General features: G+C 59.0%; 16 protein-coding genes and 2 pseudogenes. 9 read left to right on the top strand and 9 right to left on the bottom strand.

The genetic code is table 11. The annotated features are described in order from the left end of the window. Window positions 1-83 precede the first annotated feature (83 nt). From phhA to RHM58_RS17075, 6 genes and pseudogenes are all read left to right on the top strand, one after another. Window positions 84-874 (top strand): annotated as a pseudogene (gene phhA, locus RHM58_RS17105) (phenylalanine 4-monooxygenase). A gap of 70 nt (window positions 875-944) precedes the next feature. Continuing rightward, the gene (locus RHM58_RS17100; RefSeq protein ID WP_123509107.1) at window positions 945-1,301 is read left to right on the top strand and encodes a 4a-hydroxytetrahydrobiopterin dehydratase; all 357 of its coding nucleotides are present in this window, start codon (window positions 945-947) and stop codon (window positions 1,299-1,301) included. Further along, window positions 1,301-2,494, top strand: coding sequence for an amino acid aminotransferase (locus RHM58_RS17095; RefSeq protein WP_416195259.1), 1,194 nt, complete (start codon window positions 1,301-1,303; stop codon window positions 2,492-2,494). The genes RHM58_RS17100 and RHM58_RS17095 overlap by 1 nt, the downstream gene beginning before the upstream one ends. A gap of 269 nt (window positions 2,495-2,763) precedes the next feature. Continuing rightward, window positions 2,764-2,895 carry a hypothetical protein gene (locus tag RHM58_RS17085; protein WP_274610064.1) on the top strand — a complete coding sequence of 44 codons (132 nt, stop codon included), beginning with the start codon at window positions 2,764-2,766 and terminating at the stop codon, window positions 2,893-2,895. A 76-nt stretch (window positions 2,896-2,971) separates the two neighbouring features. Then, the gene (locus RHM58_RS17080) at window positions 2,972-3,154 is read left to right on the top strand and encodes a hypothetical protein (protein WP_201205171.1); all 183 of its coding nucleotides are present in this window, start codon (window positions 2,972-2,974) and stop codon (window positions 3,152-3,154) included. A gap of 103 nt (window positions 3,155-3,257) precedes the next feature. Further along, window positions 3,258-4,457 (top strand): MFS transporter, encoded by a 1,200-nt coding sequence (locus tag RHM58_RS17075; protein WP_201255431.1) that lies wholly within the window; start codon window positions 3,258-3,260, stop codon window positions 4,455-4,457. Here RHM58_RS17075 and arfB read toward each other — a convergent pair. Further along, entirely contained in the window at window positions 4,454-4,867 is a 414-nt protein-coding gene (arfB, locus tag RHM58_RS17070; RefSeq protein WP_007902485.1) for an alternative ribosome rescue aminoacyl-tRNA hydrolase ArfB, read from the bottom strand. The two genes, RHM58_RS17075 and arfB, sit on opposite strands and share 4 nt — an antisense overlap. A gap of 232 nt (window positions 4,868-5,099) precedes the next feature. On the opposite strand from arfB, the gene RHM58_RS17065 reads away from it, so the two are divergent. After that, window positions 5,100-5,942 (top strand): alpha/beta fold hydrolase, encoded by an 843-nt coding sequence (locus RHM58_RS17065; RefSeq protein WP_322267734.1) that lies wholly within the window; start codon window positions 5,100-5,102, stop codon window positions 5,940-5,942. Between the two features lie 313 nt (window positions 5,943-6,255). Here RHM58_RS17065 and RHM58_RS17060 read toward each other — a convergent pair whose 3' ends face one another. Continuing rightward, complete coding sequence (locus RHM58_RS17060; protein ID WP_322267733.1) at window positions 6,256-7,668, bottom strand: amino acid permease; 1,413 nt, start codon at window positions 7,666-7,668, stop codon at window positions 6,256-6,258. Between the two features lie 31 nt (window positions 7,669-7,699). Next, the gene (locus RHM58_RS17055) at window positions 7,700-7,861 is read right to left on the bottom strand and encodes a hypothetical protein (RefSeq protein WP_322267731.1); all 162 of its coding nucleotides are present in this window, start codon (window positions 7,859-7,861) and stop codon (window positions 7,700-7,702) included. Between the two features lie 736 nt (window positions 7,862-8,597). Here RHM58_RS17055 and RHM58_RS17050 point away from each other — a divergent pair. Together RHM58_RS17050 and RHM58_RS17045 are read left to right on the top strand one after the other, a co-directional pair. After that, window positions 8,598-8,735, top strand: coding sequence for a hypothetical protein (locus RHM58_RS17050; RefSeq protein WP_201201684.1), 138 nt, complete (start codon window positions 8,598-8,600; stop codon window positions 8,733-8,735). A gap of 69 nt (window positions 8,736-8,804) precedes the next feature. Then, window positions 8,805-9,770 carry a leucyl aminopeptidase gene (locus RHM58_RS17045; RefSeq protein ID WP_322267730.1) on the top strand — a complete coding sequence of 322 codons (966 nt, stop codon included), beginning with the start codon at window positions 8,805-8,807 and terminating at the stop codon, window positions 9,768-9,770. Window positions 9,771-10,057: 287 nt separating this feature from the next. On the opposite strand, the gene rluB is transcribed toward RHM58_RS17045, so the two are convergent. From rluB to RHM58_RS17010, 6 genes and pseudogenes are all read right to left on the bottom strand, one after another. Then, window positions 10,058-11,356: a 23S rRNA pseudouridine(2605) synthase RluB gene (rluB, locus tag RHM58_RS17040; protein WP_201255427.1), complete on the bottom strand. Its 1,299-nt coding sequence runs from the start codon at window positions 11,354-11,356 to the stop codon at window positions 10,058-10,060. Between the two features lie 157 nt (window positions 11,357-11,513). Further along, complete coding sequence (locus tag RHM58_RS17035; RefSeq protein WP_322267727.1) at window positions 11,514-11,705, bottom strand: DUF1289 domain-containing protein; 192 nt, start codon at window positions 11,703-11,705, stop codon at window positions 11,514-11,516. 279 nt (window positions 11,706-11,984) lie between these two features. Then, window positions 11,985-13,002: pseudogene (scpB, locus tag RHM58_RS17025) on the bottom strand (SMC-Scp complex subunit ScpB). An 11-nt stretch (window positions 13,003-13,013) separates the two neighbouring features. After that, on the bottom strand, window positions 13,014-13,772 hold the full coding sequence (locus RHM58_RS17020) for a segregation and condensation protein A (protein WP_322270857.1): 759 nt from the start codon (window positions 13,770-13,772) through the stop codon (window positions 13,014-13,016). A gap of 60 nt (window positions 13,773-13,832) precedes the next feature. Then, a complete protein-coding gene (locus RHM58_RS17015; RefSeq protein WP_201201672.1) occupies window positions 13,833-14,462 on the bottom strand; it encodes an L-threonylcarbamoyladenylate synthase in 630 nt (209 codons plus the stop codon). Window positions 14,463-14,475: 13 nt separating this feature from the next. Continuing rightward, on the bottom strand, window positions 14,476-15,339 hold the full coding sequence (locus RHM58_RS17010) for a PHP domain-containing protein (RefSeq protein WP_201201665.1): 864 nt from the start codon (window positions 15,337-15,339) through the stop codon (window positions 14,476-14,478). Window positions 15,340-15,413: the final 74 nt, after the last annotated feature.

Below are 15,413 nucleotides of genomic sequence, written 5' to 3'. Positions count from 1 at the left end.
TGCTGCATCAACCCACACCTTGGGGTATTTCTAGGTCCATAGCTGGACATAACAAGAACGAATTCCCCTAGCAGGAGAGCAGCATGAAGCAGACGCAATACGTGGCTCGCGAGCCCGATGCGCAAGGTTTTATCGACTACCCCGCCGAAGAACACGCGGTGTGGAACACGCTGATCACTCGCCAACTGAAAGTGATCGAAGGTCGTGCGTGCCAGGAATACCTGGACGGTATCGAAAAACTCGGTCTGCCCCACGACCGCATTCCGCAACTCGGCGAGATCAACAAGGTCCTCGGTGAAACCACTGGTTGGCAAGTGGCCCGTGTCCCGGCACTGATCCCCTTCCAGACCTTTTTGAATTGCTCGCCAACAAGCAGTTTCCAGTGGCAACGTTTATTCGTACCCGCGAAGAACTGGATTACCTGCAAGAGCCGGACATTTTCCACGAGATCTTTGGCCACTGTCCGCTGCTGACCAACCCCTGGTTTGCCGAATTTACCCACACCTACGGCAAACTTGGGCTACAGGCCACCAAGGAAGAACGCGTCTACCTCGCACGCCTGTACTGGATGACCATCGAGTTCGGCATGGTCGACACCCCGCAGGGCCGGCGCATCTACGGCGGCGGCATTCTGTCCTCGCCTAAAGAAACCGTTTATTGCATGTCGGACGAGCCGGAACACCAGGCCTTCGATCCGCTGGAATGCATGCGCACGCCGTATCGCATCGACATCCTGCAACCGCTGTACTTTGTGCTGCCCAACCTCAAGCGCCTGTTCGACGTCGCTCATGAAGACATCATGGGCATGGTCAAGCAAGGCATGCAGTTGGGCTTGCACGCACCGAAATTTGCGCCAAAGCCAAAAGCGGCCTGAGTGCACCGGCAGTCGCGGTACGCGCTGAAAAATAGTAACGTCTAACAAGAATCGAATCGGGAAACAGACCATGTCCACATTGAACCAAGCCCACTGCGAAGCCTGCCAAGCCGGCGCCCCTCAGGTCAGCGACGAAGAACTGCCGGTACTGATCAAGCAGATTCCTGACTGGAACATCGAAGTGCGCGACAGCGTGATGCAGTTGGAAAAGGTTTTCCTGTTCAAGAATTTCAAGCACGCCCTGGCGTTCACCAACGCTGTCGGTGAAATCTCCGAGGCCGAAGGTCACCACCCGGGCCTGCTGACCGAGTGGGGTAAAGTCACCGTGACCTGGTGGAGCCACTCCATCAAAGGCCTGCACCGCAACGATTTCATCATGGCCGCGCGCACTGACGACGTAGCCAAAGACGCCGAGGGCCGCAAATAATGCATTTCGACGCCATCGGCCGAGTCCCCGGCGATCCGATTCTCGGCCTGATGGAGGCCTATGCGCAGGACCCTAACCCGCGCAAGTTCGATCTGGGTGTGGGTGTCTACAAAGACGCCCAGGGCCTGACGCCGATTCCTCAGTCGGTGAAACTCGCCGAGGCGCGCCTGGTAGATCGCCAGACCACCAAGACCTACATCGGTGGTCACGGCGAACCGGCGTTCGGCAAGGTCATGAACGAATTGGTGCTCGGCGCCGATTCAGTGCTGATCACCGAGCAACGGGCCGGCGTCACCCAAACTCCGGGCGGCACTGGCGCACTGCGTTTGAGCGCCGATTTTATTGCCCAAATGTTGCCGGGCCGTGGCGTCTGGCTGAGCAACCCGACCTGGCCGATTCACGAAACGATTTTCGCCGCGGCCGGGGTCAAGGTCAGTCACTACCCGTACGTGGGCAGCGACAACCGTCTCGATGTCGAAGCGATGCTGGCGGTACTGAATGAAGCCCCCAAGGGCGACGTCGTATTGCTGCACGCCTGCTGCCACAACCCGACCGGTTTCGATTTGTCCCATGACGATTGGCGCCGGGTGCTGGATGTGGTTCGCCGCCGTGAGCTGTTGCCGCTGATCGACTTCGCCTATCAAGGTTTTGGCGATGGCCTGGAACAGGACGCCTGGTCAACCCGGTTGTTCGCCGATGCGCTGCCGGAAGTGTTGATCACCAGCTCCTGCTCGAAGAACTTCGGCCTGTACCGCGACCGCACTGGCGCGCTGATTGTCTGCGCGAAAACTGCCGAGAAGCTGGTGGATATCCGCAGTCAACTGGCGAACATCGCCCGCAACCTGTGGTCGACGCCGCCAGATCACGGCGCCGCCGTGGTCGCGACCATCCTTGGCGACCCGGAGCTGAAAAGCCTTTGGGCCGACGAAGTAGAAGCCATGCGCTTGCGCATCGCCCAGCTGCGCAGCGGTCTGGTGGAAGCCCTTGAGCCGCACGGCTTGCGCGAGCGATTTGCGCACGTTGGCGTGCAACGCGGGATGTTCTCCTACACCGGTTTGACGCCGGAACAGGTTAAACAGCTGCGTGATCACCACAGCGTGTACATGGTCAGCTCGGGCCGGGCGAACGTGGCGGGGATTGATGCGACGCGTCTGGACCTGTTGGCCGAGGCCATCGCAGAAGTTTGCAAATAACCTCAAGCACCTGCACATCCCCCTGTGGGAGCGGGCTTGCTCGCGAAAGCGGAGTATCAGTCGACATCAATATTGACTGACACTCCGCTTTCGCGAGCAAGCCCGCTCCCACATTTGTTTTATGTCCGTCTTTAAGCTCCCTGCGGCCATTGGTCGCAGAAATCCCAGATAAAAGTCTTTTTGTCATTTCTCCTGCTGTATCCTGCCCAAGCTTTGAAAAAGCGCGGATCTACCAGATCTATCACCAGACTTTGCGAGGAGCGCGAAACATGCACGAGATTCCTAATCTCCCCTTCCCAAGCCTGCACGAAACTGAGCAGACAACCCCGCAACAAGCCAGTGCCCAACAGCCTGTGCCGAAAGAAGCCACTGACAGTCGCAAGGCTGACAGCGAAGACTGAAACACCTGCAATGCCAGACCGTGTGGAAAGCGCTAACATGCGCTTTCCACACCGCCTGAAACCCGAGCCTCCCTCCATGACCGACGACTTCAGCGACACCCAGGCCAGCGTCCTGATCGGCACTGCCGAGAAAATGATCGAGATCTGGAATCGCCTCTCCCCCGAAAAACAAGCCGCCCTGCTCGCCCGTTTCGGCAGCGAAGAAAACGCGCTGGCCGCCCTGGTCACCACGCAATTGGTCGCCCCGACCAAATCCTGACTCATCCCGCCGAACAATTAGTTTTACTTTTTCACGACCGCCAGCCCGTTGCGCCGTTATCATAAGCAGCCTATCTATCCTGCTGCCCCGTGGACCTTTACCCATGTCAGAAAACCAGCGCCCCTTGGCGGTCACGCTGCAAGTTGTGTCCATCGTCCTGTTCACCTTCATCGGCTACCTGAATATCGGCATTCCCCTGGCCGTACTACCGGGCTACGTCCACAGCGACCTGGGCTTCGGCGCGGTGATCGCCGGGTTGGTGATCAGCGTGCAATACCTGGCCACCCTGCTCAGCCGCCCGTACGCCGGGCGAATCATCGACAACAAGGGCAGCAAACTGGCGGTGATGTACGGCCTCGCCGGCTGCGGTTTGAGTGGTGTGTTCATGCTGATTTCGGCCTGGACCCAAAGCCTGCCGATGCTCAGCCTGATCAGCTTGTTGATCGGCCGACTGGTACTCGGTAGCGCGGAAAGTCTGGTGGGCTCGGGCTCGATCGGCTGGGGTATCGGCCGGGTCGGCGCGGCGAACACCGCCAAAGTCATCTCTTGGAACGGCATCGCCAGCTACGGTGCCATCGCCATCGGCGCGCCGCTGGGCGTGTTGCTAGTCAATGAATTGGGCTTGTGGAGCATGGGCGTCAGTATCGTGCTGCTGGCCGTGCTGGGCCTGGCGCTGGCCTGGCCGAAAACCGCCGCACCAATTGTCGTCGGTGAACGGCTGCCATTCATGCACGTGCTGGGTCGGGTGCTGCCGCACGGTTGCGGCCTGGCATTGGGCTCCATCGGTTTTGGCACCATTGCCACCTTCATCACCCTGTATTACGCCACGCAGCATTGGTCGAACGCGGTGCTCTGTTTGAGCCTGTTCGGTGCCAGTTTCATTGGCGCTCGGCTGCTATTCGGCAACCTGATCAACCGCCTCGGCGGGTTTCGCGTGGCGATTGCCTGCCTGTCGGTAGAAACCTTGGGGTTGCTGCTGTTGTGGCTGGCTCCGGATGCCCATTGGGCACTGGCTGGTGCGGCGCTGAGCGGCTTCGGCTTCTCGCTGGTGTTCCCGGCGCTGGGCGTGGAAGCGGTCAACCTGGTGCCGGCCTCAAGCCGTGGCGCGGCGGTCGGGGCTTATTCGCTGTTCATCGATTTGTCGCTGGGGATTACCGGGCCATTGGCCGGTGCGATTGCGGCGGGGTTTGGTTTTGCTTCGATCTTCCTGTTTGCCGCCCTCGCTGCCCTGAGCGGTTTGGCTTTGAGCGTTTACTTGTACCGCCAGGCGCCAAAGTATCGCGAAGAACGCAACGCCCGCTAAAAGTCGACCTTGCCGCGCCCAGCCTTGATGCTGCCGCGCTTGGTCTTGGATTCGAGCCGACGCTTCTTCGAACCGAGGGTCGGCTTGGTCGGGCGGCGCTTCTTTTCCACTTTGGTGGCGCTAAGAATCAGCTCGGTCAGCCGTTCCAGCGCATCAGCACGGTTGGCTTCCTGCGTGCGGTATTGCTGGGCCTTGATGATCAGCACGCCTTCGCTGGTGATGCGACTGTCACGCAGCGCCAGCAACCGTTCCTTGTAGAACTCGGGCAAGGACGAGGCCGGAATGTCGAAGCGCAGGTGCATCGCGCTGGAGACCTTGTTGACGTTCTGCCCACCCGCGCCTTGCGCACGAATGGCGGTCAATTCGATCTCGGCATCCGGCAGATGCACGTTGTTGGAAATCACCAGCATGGAAAAAAGCGTCCTTATTCAGAGTCGCCAGAATACCCTGTAGGAGCGAGCGGTGTGTCAGTCGAAATCAATGTTGGATGTAATGCTCCCTTCGCGAGCAGGCTCGCTCCCACAGGGTTTGCATGAACCTTGCCGCAGTTACCACGACTAGCGACGCCTGGCCTTCTAACAGTTGGGTTCTACGCTAAAGAGTCCGGATCACGCCGATCAGGCCTTTTTAATGGAGAGACCCATGCCCCATCGCTTGCTTGCTGCTTTCTGCCTGCTGCTGTCATTCAACGCGGCTCATGCCGTAGAACGCTGGGAAACATTACCGGCGACCCCCGCCCCGATCACCAGTGCAAAAACCGGCAGTGCCGACGTCAACGGCATCAAGCTTTACTACTCGATCACCGGTCACGGCTCTCCTGTCGTGCTGTTGCACGGCGGTCTGGCCAACTCCGATTATTGGGGCCATCAGGTCAAGGCCCTCGCGGCGAAGCACACCGTCATCACCCTCGACAGCCGAGGCCACGGTCGCAGTTCGCGAGATGCGCGACCTTACGGTTATGACCTGATGGCAGATGACGTCATCGCGGTGCTCGATAAACTGAAGATCCAACGGGCCGACTTCGTGGGCTGGAGTGACGGCGCCATTCTTGGGCTTGATTTGGCGATGCGATATCCGCAGCGCGTTGGCAAGGTGTTCGCCTTCGCCGCCAATACTCAGACTTCGGGTGTCAAGGAAGGGGTCGAGAAGAACCCGACGTTCGCCGCCTACATCGAACGCGCCGGCAAGGAGTACACGAAGCTGTCACCTACCCCCAAAGAGTACGATGCGTTCGTCGAGCAAATCAGCCATATGTGGGCGAGCCAGCCAAACTGGACAACCGAGGACCTGGCGAAAATCAAAAGCCCGGTCTTGATCGTTGACGGCGACCATGACGAAGCCATCAAACGCGAACACACCGAATACATGGCGTCGGCCATCCCCGGTGCCGGCCTGCTGATCTTGCCCAATGTCAGCCATTTCGCCTTTATCCAGGACCCGGAATTTTTCAATGCGTCGGTGCAGAGCTTTCTGGACCAGAAATAAGGCCTGACGCCGATTTAATGTGGGGCGAGCCTGATCGCGAAAGCGGTGTGTCAGCCAGCATGTCTGTTGGATGTGCTGGCCTCTTCGCGGGCAAGCCACGCTCCCACAGTGGTTTTGTGTCGATCACAAATCCCCGGTTCAACACTGATCCCGTGTAGGAGCGAGGCTTGCCCGCGAAGACGGTGTGACATTCAGCGATGATGTTGAATGTTATGGCCCCTTCGCGAGCAAGCTCACTCCCACAGGGTTTTGTATGAACCCAGAAAACAACAAACCCGGCACATGGCCGGGTTTGTTGTTTCTGCAGGCTGCGTTATTTCACCGCGGTCTGGAGCGCGTGCTGGGCACGGCGCTTGTTCTTGATGCCGTAGCAGATCCACATGAACGCGACCCACACCGGGATCGCATACACCGAGATCTGGATCCCCGGGATCAACAGCATCACACACAGGATGAACGCCACGAACGCCAGGCAGATGTAGTTCCCGTACGGGTACCACAGGGCCTTGAACAGCGGCGTCTGGTTAGTCTTGTTCATGTGCTGGCGGAACTTGAAGTGCGAGAAGCTGATCATCGCCCAGTTGATCACCAGGGTAGCCACCACCAGCGACATCAACAGTTCCAGCGCGTTTTGCGGGATCAGGTAGTTCAGCAACACAGCGATCAACGTCACCGCGGCCGACGCCAGGATCGAACGCACCGGCACGCCGCGCTTGTCGATCTTCGCCAAAGCCTTCGGCGCATCGCCTTGCTCGGCCATGCCCAGCAGCATGCGGCTGTTGCAGTAGGTGCCGCTGTTGTACACCGACAATGCCGCCGTCAGGACCACAAAGTTGAGGATGTGCGCCGCGGTGTTGCTGCCGAGCATCGAGAACACTTGCACGAACGGGCTACCGCTGTAGGAATCGCCGGAAGCGTTCAGGGTGGCCAACAGGCTGTCCCATGGTGTCAGCGACAGCAGAATGATCAGGGCGCCGATGTAGAAAATCAGGATCCGGTAGATCACCTGGTTGATGGCTTTCGGGATCACGGTTTTCGGCTTGTCGGCTTCGGCTGCGGTGAAACCGAGCATTTCCAGGCCGCCGAAGGAGAACATGATGATCGCCATCGCCATGACCAAACCACTGACACCGTTCGGGAAGAAGCCGCCGTGGGACCACAGGTTGCTCACCGAGGCTTGCGGGCCGCCGTTACCGCTGACCAGCAAATAGCTGCCCAGGGCAATCATGCCGACAATCGCCACGACCTTGATGATCGCGAACCAGAACTCGGCCTCGCCAAACACTTTGACGTTGGCCAGGTTGATCAGGTTGATCAGCACGAAGAAACCGGCAGCCGAGACCCAGGTCGGGATGTCCGGCGCCCAATAGTGGATGTACTTGCCGACCGCGGTCAGCTCCGACATGCCCACCAGAATGTACAAAATCCAGCAGTTCCAGCCCGACAGAAAACCGGCAAACCCGCCCCAGTATTTGTGCGCGAAGTGGCTGAAGGAGCCGGCCACCGGCTCTTCGACGATCATTTCGCCCAACTGGCGCATGATCATGAAGGCAATGAAGCCGCAGATAGCGTAGCCGAGGATCATCGACGGGCCGGCGGATTTCAGCACCCCGGCCGAACCGAGGAACAGTCCGGTACCGATCGCGCCACCGAGAGCGATCAGTTGAATGTGGCGATTTTTCAGGCCGCGTTTAAGCTCGCCTGAATGCGAGTTTTGTCCACTCATGAAAAGGGTCTCACGCAAGGTTTGATGATGTTCAGTAGACGTTGCTGCTCATTTGCAATTTCAAGCAGCGCCGATCAAACCCCAGCGCAAGCACCAGGAGTTCAGCGTATTTACAACGGTCATGCGTCACCTGTTTGTTTTTATCTGTGACGAAATCGAACCCGACACGCTTGTGGCGCGGCGGAATGAACAAGACGGGTAGCCTTGAAGTTTGCGCAGATGCGCAGGAGGTCACAGTTAAAACGCGGCGCATTGTACACCGCTAACCCCCTGCTGCCAGACACTGCTGGATCAGCGCGTCGGTTGCCGGGATTGCCTGTGTCCGCGTCGAGGGTCTCGGGCGGCTGCAAAAGGAAGTCAGACCTTTGCAGGTCATCGACGCAGGGGATCAAACAATCCGCCCACGGGGAGAGATGGAGATGAGTCACGGCGTTCATTGCGCCTCCTTCTTGTTATGCACCTGCACGACAGGCATGGGGCGCATCTCACCCTTCAAACGCCGCTGAAACAAGCGCGCCAGAGCCCTGTGGGACGGCGACTGAGCGGGTTGTCGGAAGAATTTCCTTACAGCATCCGGGAAGGACTCAATCCAATGGGTTTTGCAGCCTATTTCGTCAACATTCCTTTACATCCCGTAACGCAAATTTGCCAGATCAGATCCCGCCGCAGGATGACTGCAAATTGACGGTAGGAAGCTTCCTAACGAAAAGGCCGAGTTAGTTTTTTGTTTTTAAATAAGAATTCGCTCTTTAAAAAACAGAATAAAAAGTTCAAACAAATCTTATTTAATTATTTTTTTGCATTTTAAAAATCGATGAACTAGGTTTTCAGCGACTTGCCGAGCCGCATCGACCGGCAAGTTGGCGGGTTATTCACTGATTGAAAAGCACGCCGCTGTTCTTACTCAAAAGTCATCTAGGAGATTCACAATGCAAGTAATTGAAAAAGACTTGGAAACTGAACTGCAACTGGACGATTGGTTTGAAGCGCCGACCCATGACGCCGCCGTTGAAATGATGCAAGCCGACGCGATTGTTCCGTTCGGCACAGCGATGTGGCCTCTGTAAGACATCCCGGCAGGTACGATCCGGCCGGTCGTGCCTGCCACTTTTTCTCGGTTTGTCAGGGAGGACTACATGGATAAGCAACGCGCCATTTCGCATTTCCTTTACTACCTCGAACACCACCCGGCCCTTGTCGGCATCAACCCGGCGAAGGTCTTGCTCGGCCACACCGCTGATTACGAGGCACTGACTGGCAACATCGCCGAACAGGCCGGTAACAGCCCACAATTCAGCTTCAGCGCCATGCGTCTGGACCTGGAGCCCACGGATTTGCTGGCCCAGGCGATTGCCGACAGCGATCTGTACATTTTCTTCTACGACTCTTCCACCCTGCCCAACCCTCGCCCCGACGGCCCGGAGTTTGTCCGTGCGCTGCAAGGCGTCATGGCGGAAAACTGGAAGAAGTCGCTGCTGTTCAAGGATTACGGCGATTACTTCTACGACACCTTCAGTGTCACGCCTCAGCGTATTGCCGGGCTCAATAGCCACTTGATCCAGCGCATGTCCCACGCCACAACATTAAGTTTCAAGGATGACCACGGCTCGTGGTTTGAAACACCGCTGAGCAGTATCAAGAAGTGGACAGACATCAACGGCGTCGGCAACTTTGACCTGGCGCCCGGCGAAATCGCGACCCACAGTGAGGAGATTAATGGCCGGGTGAAGTTTATGGGGACGTTCCTCAGCACGATCCCCTTCGCCCGCAAGTACGGGGTACTGGAGTCGCCGCTGGAGTTGTGGATCGAGAACTCGACTATCAGAAAAATCGCCACGGATGTGCCGGGGCTTGAGCATGACTTCAACAAATACCTGGACGCCAATCCGTCGAATCGGCGGATTGAGGAGCTGGGCATTGGCACCAACGAAGGCGTGAAGGAGCTCTATGCGCGCAACGCCGGGTTCGAGGAGCGCCATTGCGGCTTGCACCTGGGGTTGGGCGGTGGGGCCAAGGGCAGTCACCACCTGGACCTGATCTTCTCCAGTGGCGTGCTGGCGCTGGATGATGAGCCGGTGTTTGATGGGCGGTTTGTTTTTTAAACAACACCGAACCTTGATGAGAGGTTTGTTTTCCAAACAACACCGAACCCCTGTGGCGAGGGAGCTTGCTCCCGCTCGGCTGCGCAGCAGTCGCAAAACCCGCCAACGCGGTTTGCCTGACAGAACGCGCGGGATGGTTTTGGGGCCGCTGCGCGACCCAACGGGAGCAAGCTCCCTCGCCACAGGTTCATCTACATTCTGAAATCCGGCTTGGCCATACAAAAAAACGCCAACCCTAGGGTTGGCGTTTTTTACTTGCAGCTTGCAGCTTGAAACTTACCGCTGCTTCATTCCGGCTTGCGACGACCAAAGCCCGGACGCTGACCCGAACCGGCTGGCGCGCCGCGGCGCTTGCCCGATGGCGTGTCCCTGTCGACCAGAACGATACCTGGGCGTTTCTTCCCGGCAGGCTTGGCCGGACGCTTGGTGTCAGCCGGACGGTCGGCCACTGGCGTACCGCGACTCGAGTCACCTCGAGATTCACCACGACCGGCTGGAGCACCGCGATCGCTACGACCACCGGACGGAGCACCACGGCCTTCGCCACGTTCGGTGCGACCGTTAGCCGGACGTGGCGTGCGTGGACCGCGCTCGCCATCAGCGCGTGGCGCTGCTGGTTTGCGGGCTGGACGCTCGCCTTCGATTTGCGGTTCACGGGAGTCACGCGGCGTAGCAGCGGTCTGGTTACCGATGGCTGGACGCAACGAGCGCACGCGCTCGGTCTTGCCCATCGGACGCGACGATTTACGCTGCATGCGGTCGAGTTTGTCTTTGCTCTTGGCGTTCATCTGCGGCATGGCCACAGGCGTCAGGCCCACTTCAGCACTCAGAATGTCGACTTCGTACTGGCTCATTTCGCGCCAGCGACCCATCGGCAGGTCGGAGTTAAGGAACACCGGACCGAAACGCACGCGCTTCAGACGGCTGACCACCAAGCCCTGGGATTCCCACAGACGACGAACTTCGCGGTTGCGACCTTCCATCACCACGCAGTGGTACCAGTGGTTGAAACCTTCGCCACCTGGAGCCTGCTTGATGTCGGTGAACTTGGCCGGGCCGTCCTCGAGGACGACGCCTGCCTTCAGACGCTCGATCATTTCGTCGTCAACTTCGCCACGGACACGTACCGCGTATTCACGGTCCATTTCGTAGGAAGGGTGCATCAGGCGGTTAGCCAATTCACCGTCAGTGGTGAACATCAGCAGACCGGTGGTGTTGATGTCGAGACGACCGATGTTGATCCAGCGACCTTCTTTCGGGCGCGGCATCTTGTCGAAAACGGTTGGACGGCCTTCCGGATCAAGGCGGGTGCAGATTTCGCCGTCGGGCTTGTTGTACATGATCACGCGGCGTACCGACTCGGCGGCTTCTTCGCGCTTGATCACCTTGCCATCAATGGTGATGGCGTCGTGCATGTCGACGCGCTGCCCGAGGGTGGCGTCTTTGCCATTGACCTTGATGCGGCCGTGGCTGATCCAGGCTTCTACGTCACGGCGCGAGCCGACGCCGATACGGGCGAGGACTTTCTGCAGTTTTTCGCCTGCTGGGCCGATTTCGGCGTCGTCTTTCTGGTCGTTGATACTCATCTGGGCACCTCCCGGTGTGGTCTGTTCAGGCAGCTCTGAAGTGAGGGTCCTGAAGCGATGTAAAACTGGGCACTCGGGCGAAGGGATCGCCGGAGGGTCGCGAATCATACGCTCATGCAAGCGTTTGCGCATCAGAGACTAGCTGATCAATGGAGACTTACTTGCCTTTGCGCCGAACGGTGGCACCGAGCTTGATCAAACGCAGCGCCGCTTCGGCGAGTACGGTGCGTTTGTCGGTCTTGTCGAGCTTCTTCCAGGCCTTGATTTCGCGCTTGCTGCGGCCGCAGCCAAGGCAAATGTCGTCGGTGAACTTGCAGACGTTGATGCAGGGGTCTTTGGTTGAGGTCATCAAATACTCCAGTCAACACCAATCACTGTGGGAGCGAGCCTGCTCGCGATGACGGCGGCACATTCAATATCGGGGTGACTGACAGACCGATATCGCGAGCAGGCTCACTCCCACAATCGGGATGGTGGTGAACTCATTTTCGGGAACACCAAGAATTCATTGTGGGAGCGGGCTTGCTCGCGAAGAGGGAGTGTCAGTCAACATCATGGTTGCCTGATCCGCCGCCTTCGCGAGCAAGCCCGCTCCCACAGGGGATCGCCATTGCCCACAGAATTTTGGTCAGTCTTCGAATTCGCGGCGTTCGGCTTCGATTGCTTCGGCCCAGAGCTCGGGCTTCGGCTTCTTCGTCGCTGAGTTCGGGTTCGGGTTCGGGTTCGGGTTTGTGTTGTTCCAGAGCAGCGACGGCGGCCAGGAGTTTCTCGCGCGCTTCGGCAACGCCAAGCACGTCGTCCTCCAGCTCTTCTTCTGGCTCTTCTTCCTGCTCTTCTTCGACTGTGGCTTCAGGCTCAGGCTGAAGTTCAACTTCGATTTCTGGCTCAGGCGTTGGCAGATCCAGACCTTCTTCGGTCTCAGTCACCGCCCCATCACGCAACAAATCGTCAAAGTCGGTCTTGATCCCCTCCTCCATGGTGTCCAGTTCCAGCAACAGCGTATGGAAACTGGTTTCTTCCTTGGGTTCTTCCGGCTCGGCACTGGCGTCGGCCAGCTCCTGCAACCCGGCCGGCACCGGCGCGTCGTCGAAGTCGAGCACCGGGTCCGGTTCCATCTCCCGCAGCTCGGCCAGCGGTGGCAAATCGTCGAGATTTTTCAGGTTGAAGTGGTCGAGAAACGCCTTGGTGGTGGCGAACATCGCCGGTTTGCCGGGTACGTCGCGGTAACCGACGATGCGAATCCACTCGCGCTCCAGCAAGGTCTTGACGATGTGACTGTTGACCGCCACGCCGCGCACGTCTTCGATCTCGCCCCGGGTGATCGGCTGGCGATAGGCGATCAGCGCGATGGTTTCGAGCATGGCGCGGGAATAACGTTGCGGGCGCTCTTCCCACAAGCGGCCGACCCACGGCGAGAACTTATCGCGGATCTGCAAGCGATAGCCAGAGGCGACCTCTTTGAGCTCGAAGGCACGGCCGTCGCAGGACTTGGCGAGAATCGTCAGGGCTTTCTTGAAGACCGGCGGCTCTGGCCGTTCGCCTTCTTCGAAGAGTTCGAACAGGCGTTCAAGCGATTGCGGTTTTCCCGAGGCCAACAGAAAGGCTTCAAGCAGTGGCGCCAGCTCGCGGGGTTCAGTCAGGTTCATGGTTCAACTCGTTATTCGGCTCGGGCCCGCACGTGGATCGGCGCGTACGGCTCATTCTGTACCAGCTCGACCAAGGATTCCTTGACCAGTTCAAGGATCGCCATAAAGGTCACGACCACGCCCAGCCGCCCTTCTTCGGCGGTGAACAGCTCGACAAACGGCACGAAGCCGCCGCCCTTGAGCCGTTCCAGCACGTCGCTCATACGCTCGCGGGTGGACAGCGCCTCGCGGCTGACCTGGTGGCTTTCGAACATGTCGCCCCGGCGTAGGACCTCGGCCATGGACATCAGCAATTCCCCCAGGCTCACGTCCGGCACCAGCTTGCGCGCCCGGGCTTCTGGCGCATCCAGCTTGGGCACCACCACGTCGCGACCGACCCGGTTCAAGCCGTCGATGCCTTCAGCGGCAGCCTTGAAGCGTTCGTATTCCTGCAAGCGCCGGATCAGTTCGGCCCGGGGATCGTCTTCCTCGGCTTCGATGGATTCGGCGCGCGGCAGCAGCATCCGCGACTTGATCTCGGCCAGCATCGCGGCCATCACCAGGTACTCGGCGGCGAGTTCCAGGCGCACCGACTGCATCAACTCGACATACCCCATGTATTGACGGGTGATTTCCGCCACCGGGATGTCGAGGATATTGATGTTCTGTTTGCGGATCAGGTACAGCAGCAGGTCGAGCGGGCCTTCGAACGCTTCGAGGAACACCTCGAGGGCATCCGGCGGGATGTACAGGTCCAGCGGCATTTCCATGACCGCCTGGCCATAGACCATGGCGAAGGGCAGCTCTTGCTGGGCTCCGGCCTGACTGTCGACGGGTTCTACTGCAGACATCTAGGCCTCGGCCATGAACGGCGCAGGGTCGCCGCAACCGACGCGGATCACTTGCGGCTCGCCGTCGGCAAGGTTGATCACCGTGGACGCCTTGATCCCGCCGAAACCGCCGTCGATGATCAGGTCGACCTGGTGCTCCAGCAATTGGCGCATTTCGTGAGGGTCACTCAACGGATCGGTGTCGCCGGGCATGATCAGCGTCACGCTCATCAGCGGCTCGCCGAGCTCCTCCAGCAGCGCCAGCGCAATCGGATGGCTCGGCACCCGCAGGCCGATGGTGCGCTTCTTGGCGTGCAGCAACAGGCGCGGCACTTCGCGAGTGGCGTTGAGGATAAACGTATAAGGCCCAGGTAAATGGGCCTTGAGAATACGGAACGTACCAGTGTCGATCTTGGCGAATATGCCCAACTGCGACAGGTCGCTGCAAATCAGCGCGAAGTTGTGCTTGTCGTCCAGCTGACGCAAGCGGCGTACGCGTTCCACGGCATTCTTGTCGCCGATCTGGCAACCAATGGCGTAGGACGAGTCTGTGGGATAAATCACCACCCCGCCTTTGCGGATGATCTCGACCGCCTGTTTGATCAGGCGCGCTTGCGGGTTTTCCGGATGAATCTGGAAAAATTGACTCACATTTTCTACCTGTTCAGACGGCGGCAATAATTGGGTCATGTTTGAATCGACACCAAAGCGGTGGCAGATCCTCCGGAACCGGGCGGTATTCACCGATTTCCGACCAGCCTCCAGGGCCATGAAAATCACTGCCGGCGCTGACCAGCAGACCGAACTCGCGAGCGAGAATGGCCAGACTGCCCACCTGTTCTGCGGGCTGATGACCATTGACCACTTCGATAGCGTGGCCCCCTGCTTGAATATAGTCAGAAATCAGGCGGCGACGCTTGCTGCGAGTGAAATCGTAATGCCAAGGGTGCGCCAGGCTGACCCAGGCACCCGCCGCGCGCAGGGTCGCGACGGTGTCTTCCAGGGTCGGCCAGTGTTGCTTGACGTCCCCCAGCTTGCCGGCGCCCAGCCATTTGCGGAACGCTTCGGCGCGATCCTTGACGAAACCTTCACGCACCATCCAGTCGGCAAAATGCGGACGGGCCGGCGCGTTGCCGCTGTCGCCCAGCGCCTGCTGCATCTCCCGGGCGCCTTCCATCGCACCGGGCATGCCTTTCAACGCCAGTTTGCGACTTATTTCTTCGGACCGTAGCCAGCGGCCATCGTGCAATTTGGCGATCGCCTCGACCAACGGTGCGGCATTGACGTCGAAGCCGTAGCCCAGTACGTGAATGGTCGCGCCGCCCCAGGTGCAGGACAATTCGACGCCGTTGACCAGTTGCATCCCCAGCGCCGTTGCGGTGCTGCGGGCCTCGTCGAGCCCCTCAAGGGTGTCGTGATCGGTCAAGGCCAGGACTCGCACGCCTTTCTCGAACGCACGCGCAACCAGTACCGCAGGCGCCAGGGCGCCATCGGAGGCCGTGCTATGGCAGTGCAAATCAACATTCACAGGGCTTTGTAACCTCAAATCAGCTGGCGCTATCGCGCGCCAATATGTTTGTTATTATGCCGACACATCCTGCT

The sequence above is a fragment of the Pseudomonas sp. 10S4 genome (assembly GCF_034344865.1).
Classification (GTDB): domain Bacteria; phylum Pseudomonadota; class Gammaproteobacteria; order Pseudomonadales; family Pseudomonadaceae; genus Aquipseudomonas.
This window is presented reverse-complemented; position numbering and strand designations above follow the sequence as displayed.

Excerpts from the sequence above, each read along its gene's own strand:
- RHM58_RS17080 (WP_201205171.1), top strand. The coding sequence starts at position 2,972 with ATGACCGACGACTTCAGCGACACCCAGGCCAGCGTCCTGATCGGCACT.
- RHM58_RS17060 (WP_322267733.1), bottom strand. The coding sequence starts at position 7,668 with ATGAGTGGACAAAACTCGCATTCAGGCGAGCTTAAACGCGGCCTGAAA.
- RHM58_RS17100 (WP_123509107.1), top strand. The coding sequence starts at position 945 with ATGTCCACATTGAACCAAGCCCACTGCGAAGCCTGCCAAGCCGGCGCC.
- RHM58_RS17085 (WP_274610064.1), top strand. The coding sequence starts at position 2,764 with ATGCACGAGATTCCTAATCTCCCCTTCCCAAGCCTGCACGAAACTGAG.
- RHM58_RS17065 (WP_322267734.1), top strand. The coding sequence starts at position 5,100 with ATGCCCCATCGCTTGCTTGCTGCTTTCTGCCTGCTGCTGTCATTCAAC.
- RHM58_RS17050 (WP_201201684.1), top strand. The coding sequence starts at position 8,598 with ATGCAAGTAATTGAAAAAGACTTGGAAACTGAACTGCAACTGGACGAT.
- RHM58_RS17020 (WP_322270857.1), bottom strand. The coding sequence starts at position 13,772 with ATGGTCTATGGCCAGGCGGTCATGGAAATGCCGCTGGACCTGTACATC.
- RHM58_RS17045 (WP_322267730.1), top strand. The coding sequence starts at position 8,805 with ATGGATAAGCAACGCGCCATTTCGCATTTCCTTTACTACCTCGAACAC.
- RHM58_RS17075 (WP_201255431.1), top strand. The coding sequence starts at position 3,258 with ATGTCAGAAAACCAGCGCCCCTTGGCGGTCACGCTGCAAGTTGTGTCC.
- rluB (WP_201255427.1), bottom strand. The coding sequence starts at position 11,356 with ATGAGTATCAACGACCAGAAAGACGACGCCGAAATCGGCCCAGCAGGC.
- RHM58_RS17035 (WP_322267727.1), bottom strand. The coding sequence starts at position 11,705 with ATGACCTCAACCAAAGACCCCTGCATCAACGTCTGCAAGTTCACCGAC.
- arfB (WP_007902485.1), bottom strand. The coding sequence starts at position 4,867 with ATGCTGGTGATTTCCAACAACGTGCATCTGCCGGATGCCGAGATCGAA.
- RHM58_RS17095 (WP_416195259.1), top strand. The coding sequence starts at position 1,301 with ATGCATTTCGACGCCATCGGCCGAGTCCCCGGCGATCCGATTCTCGGC.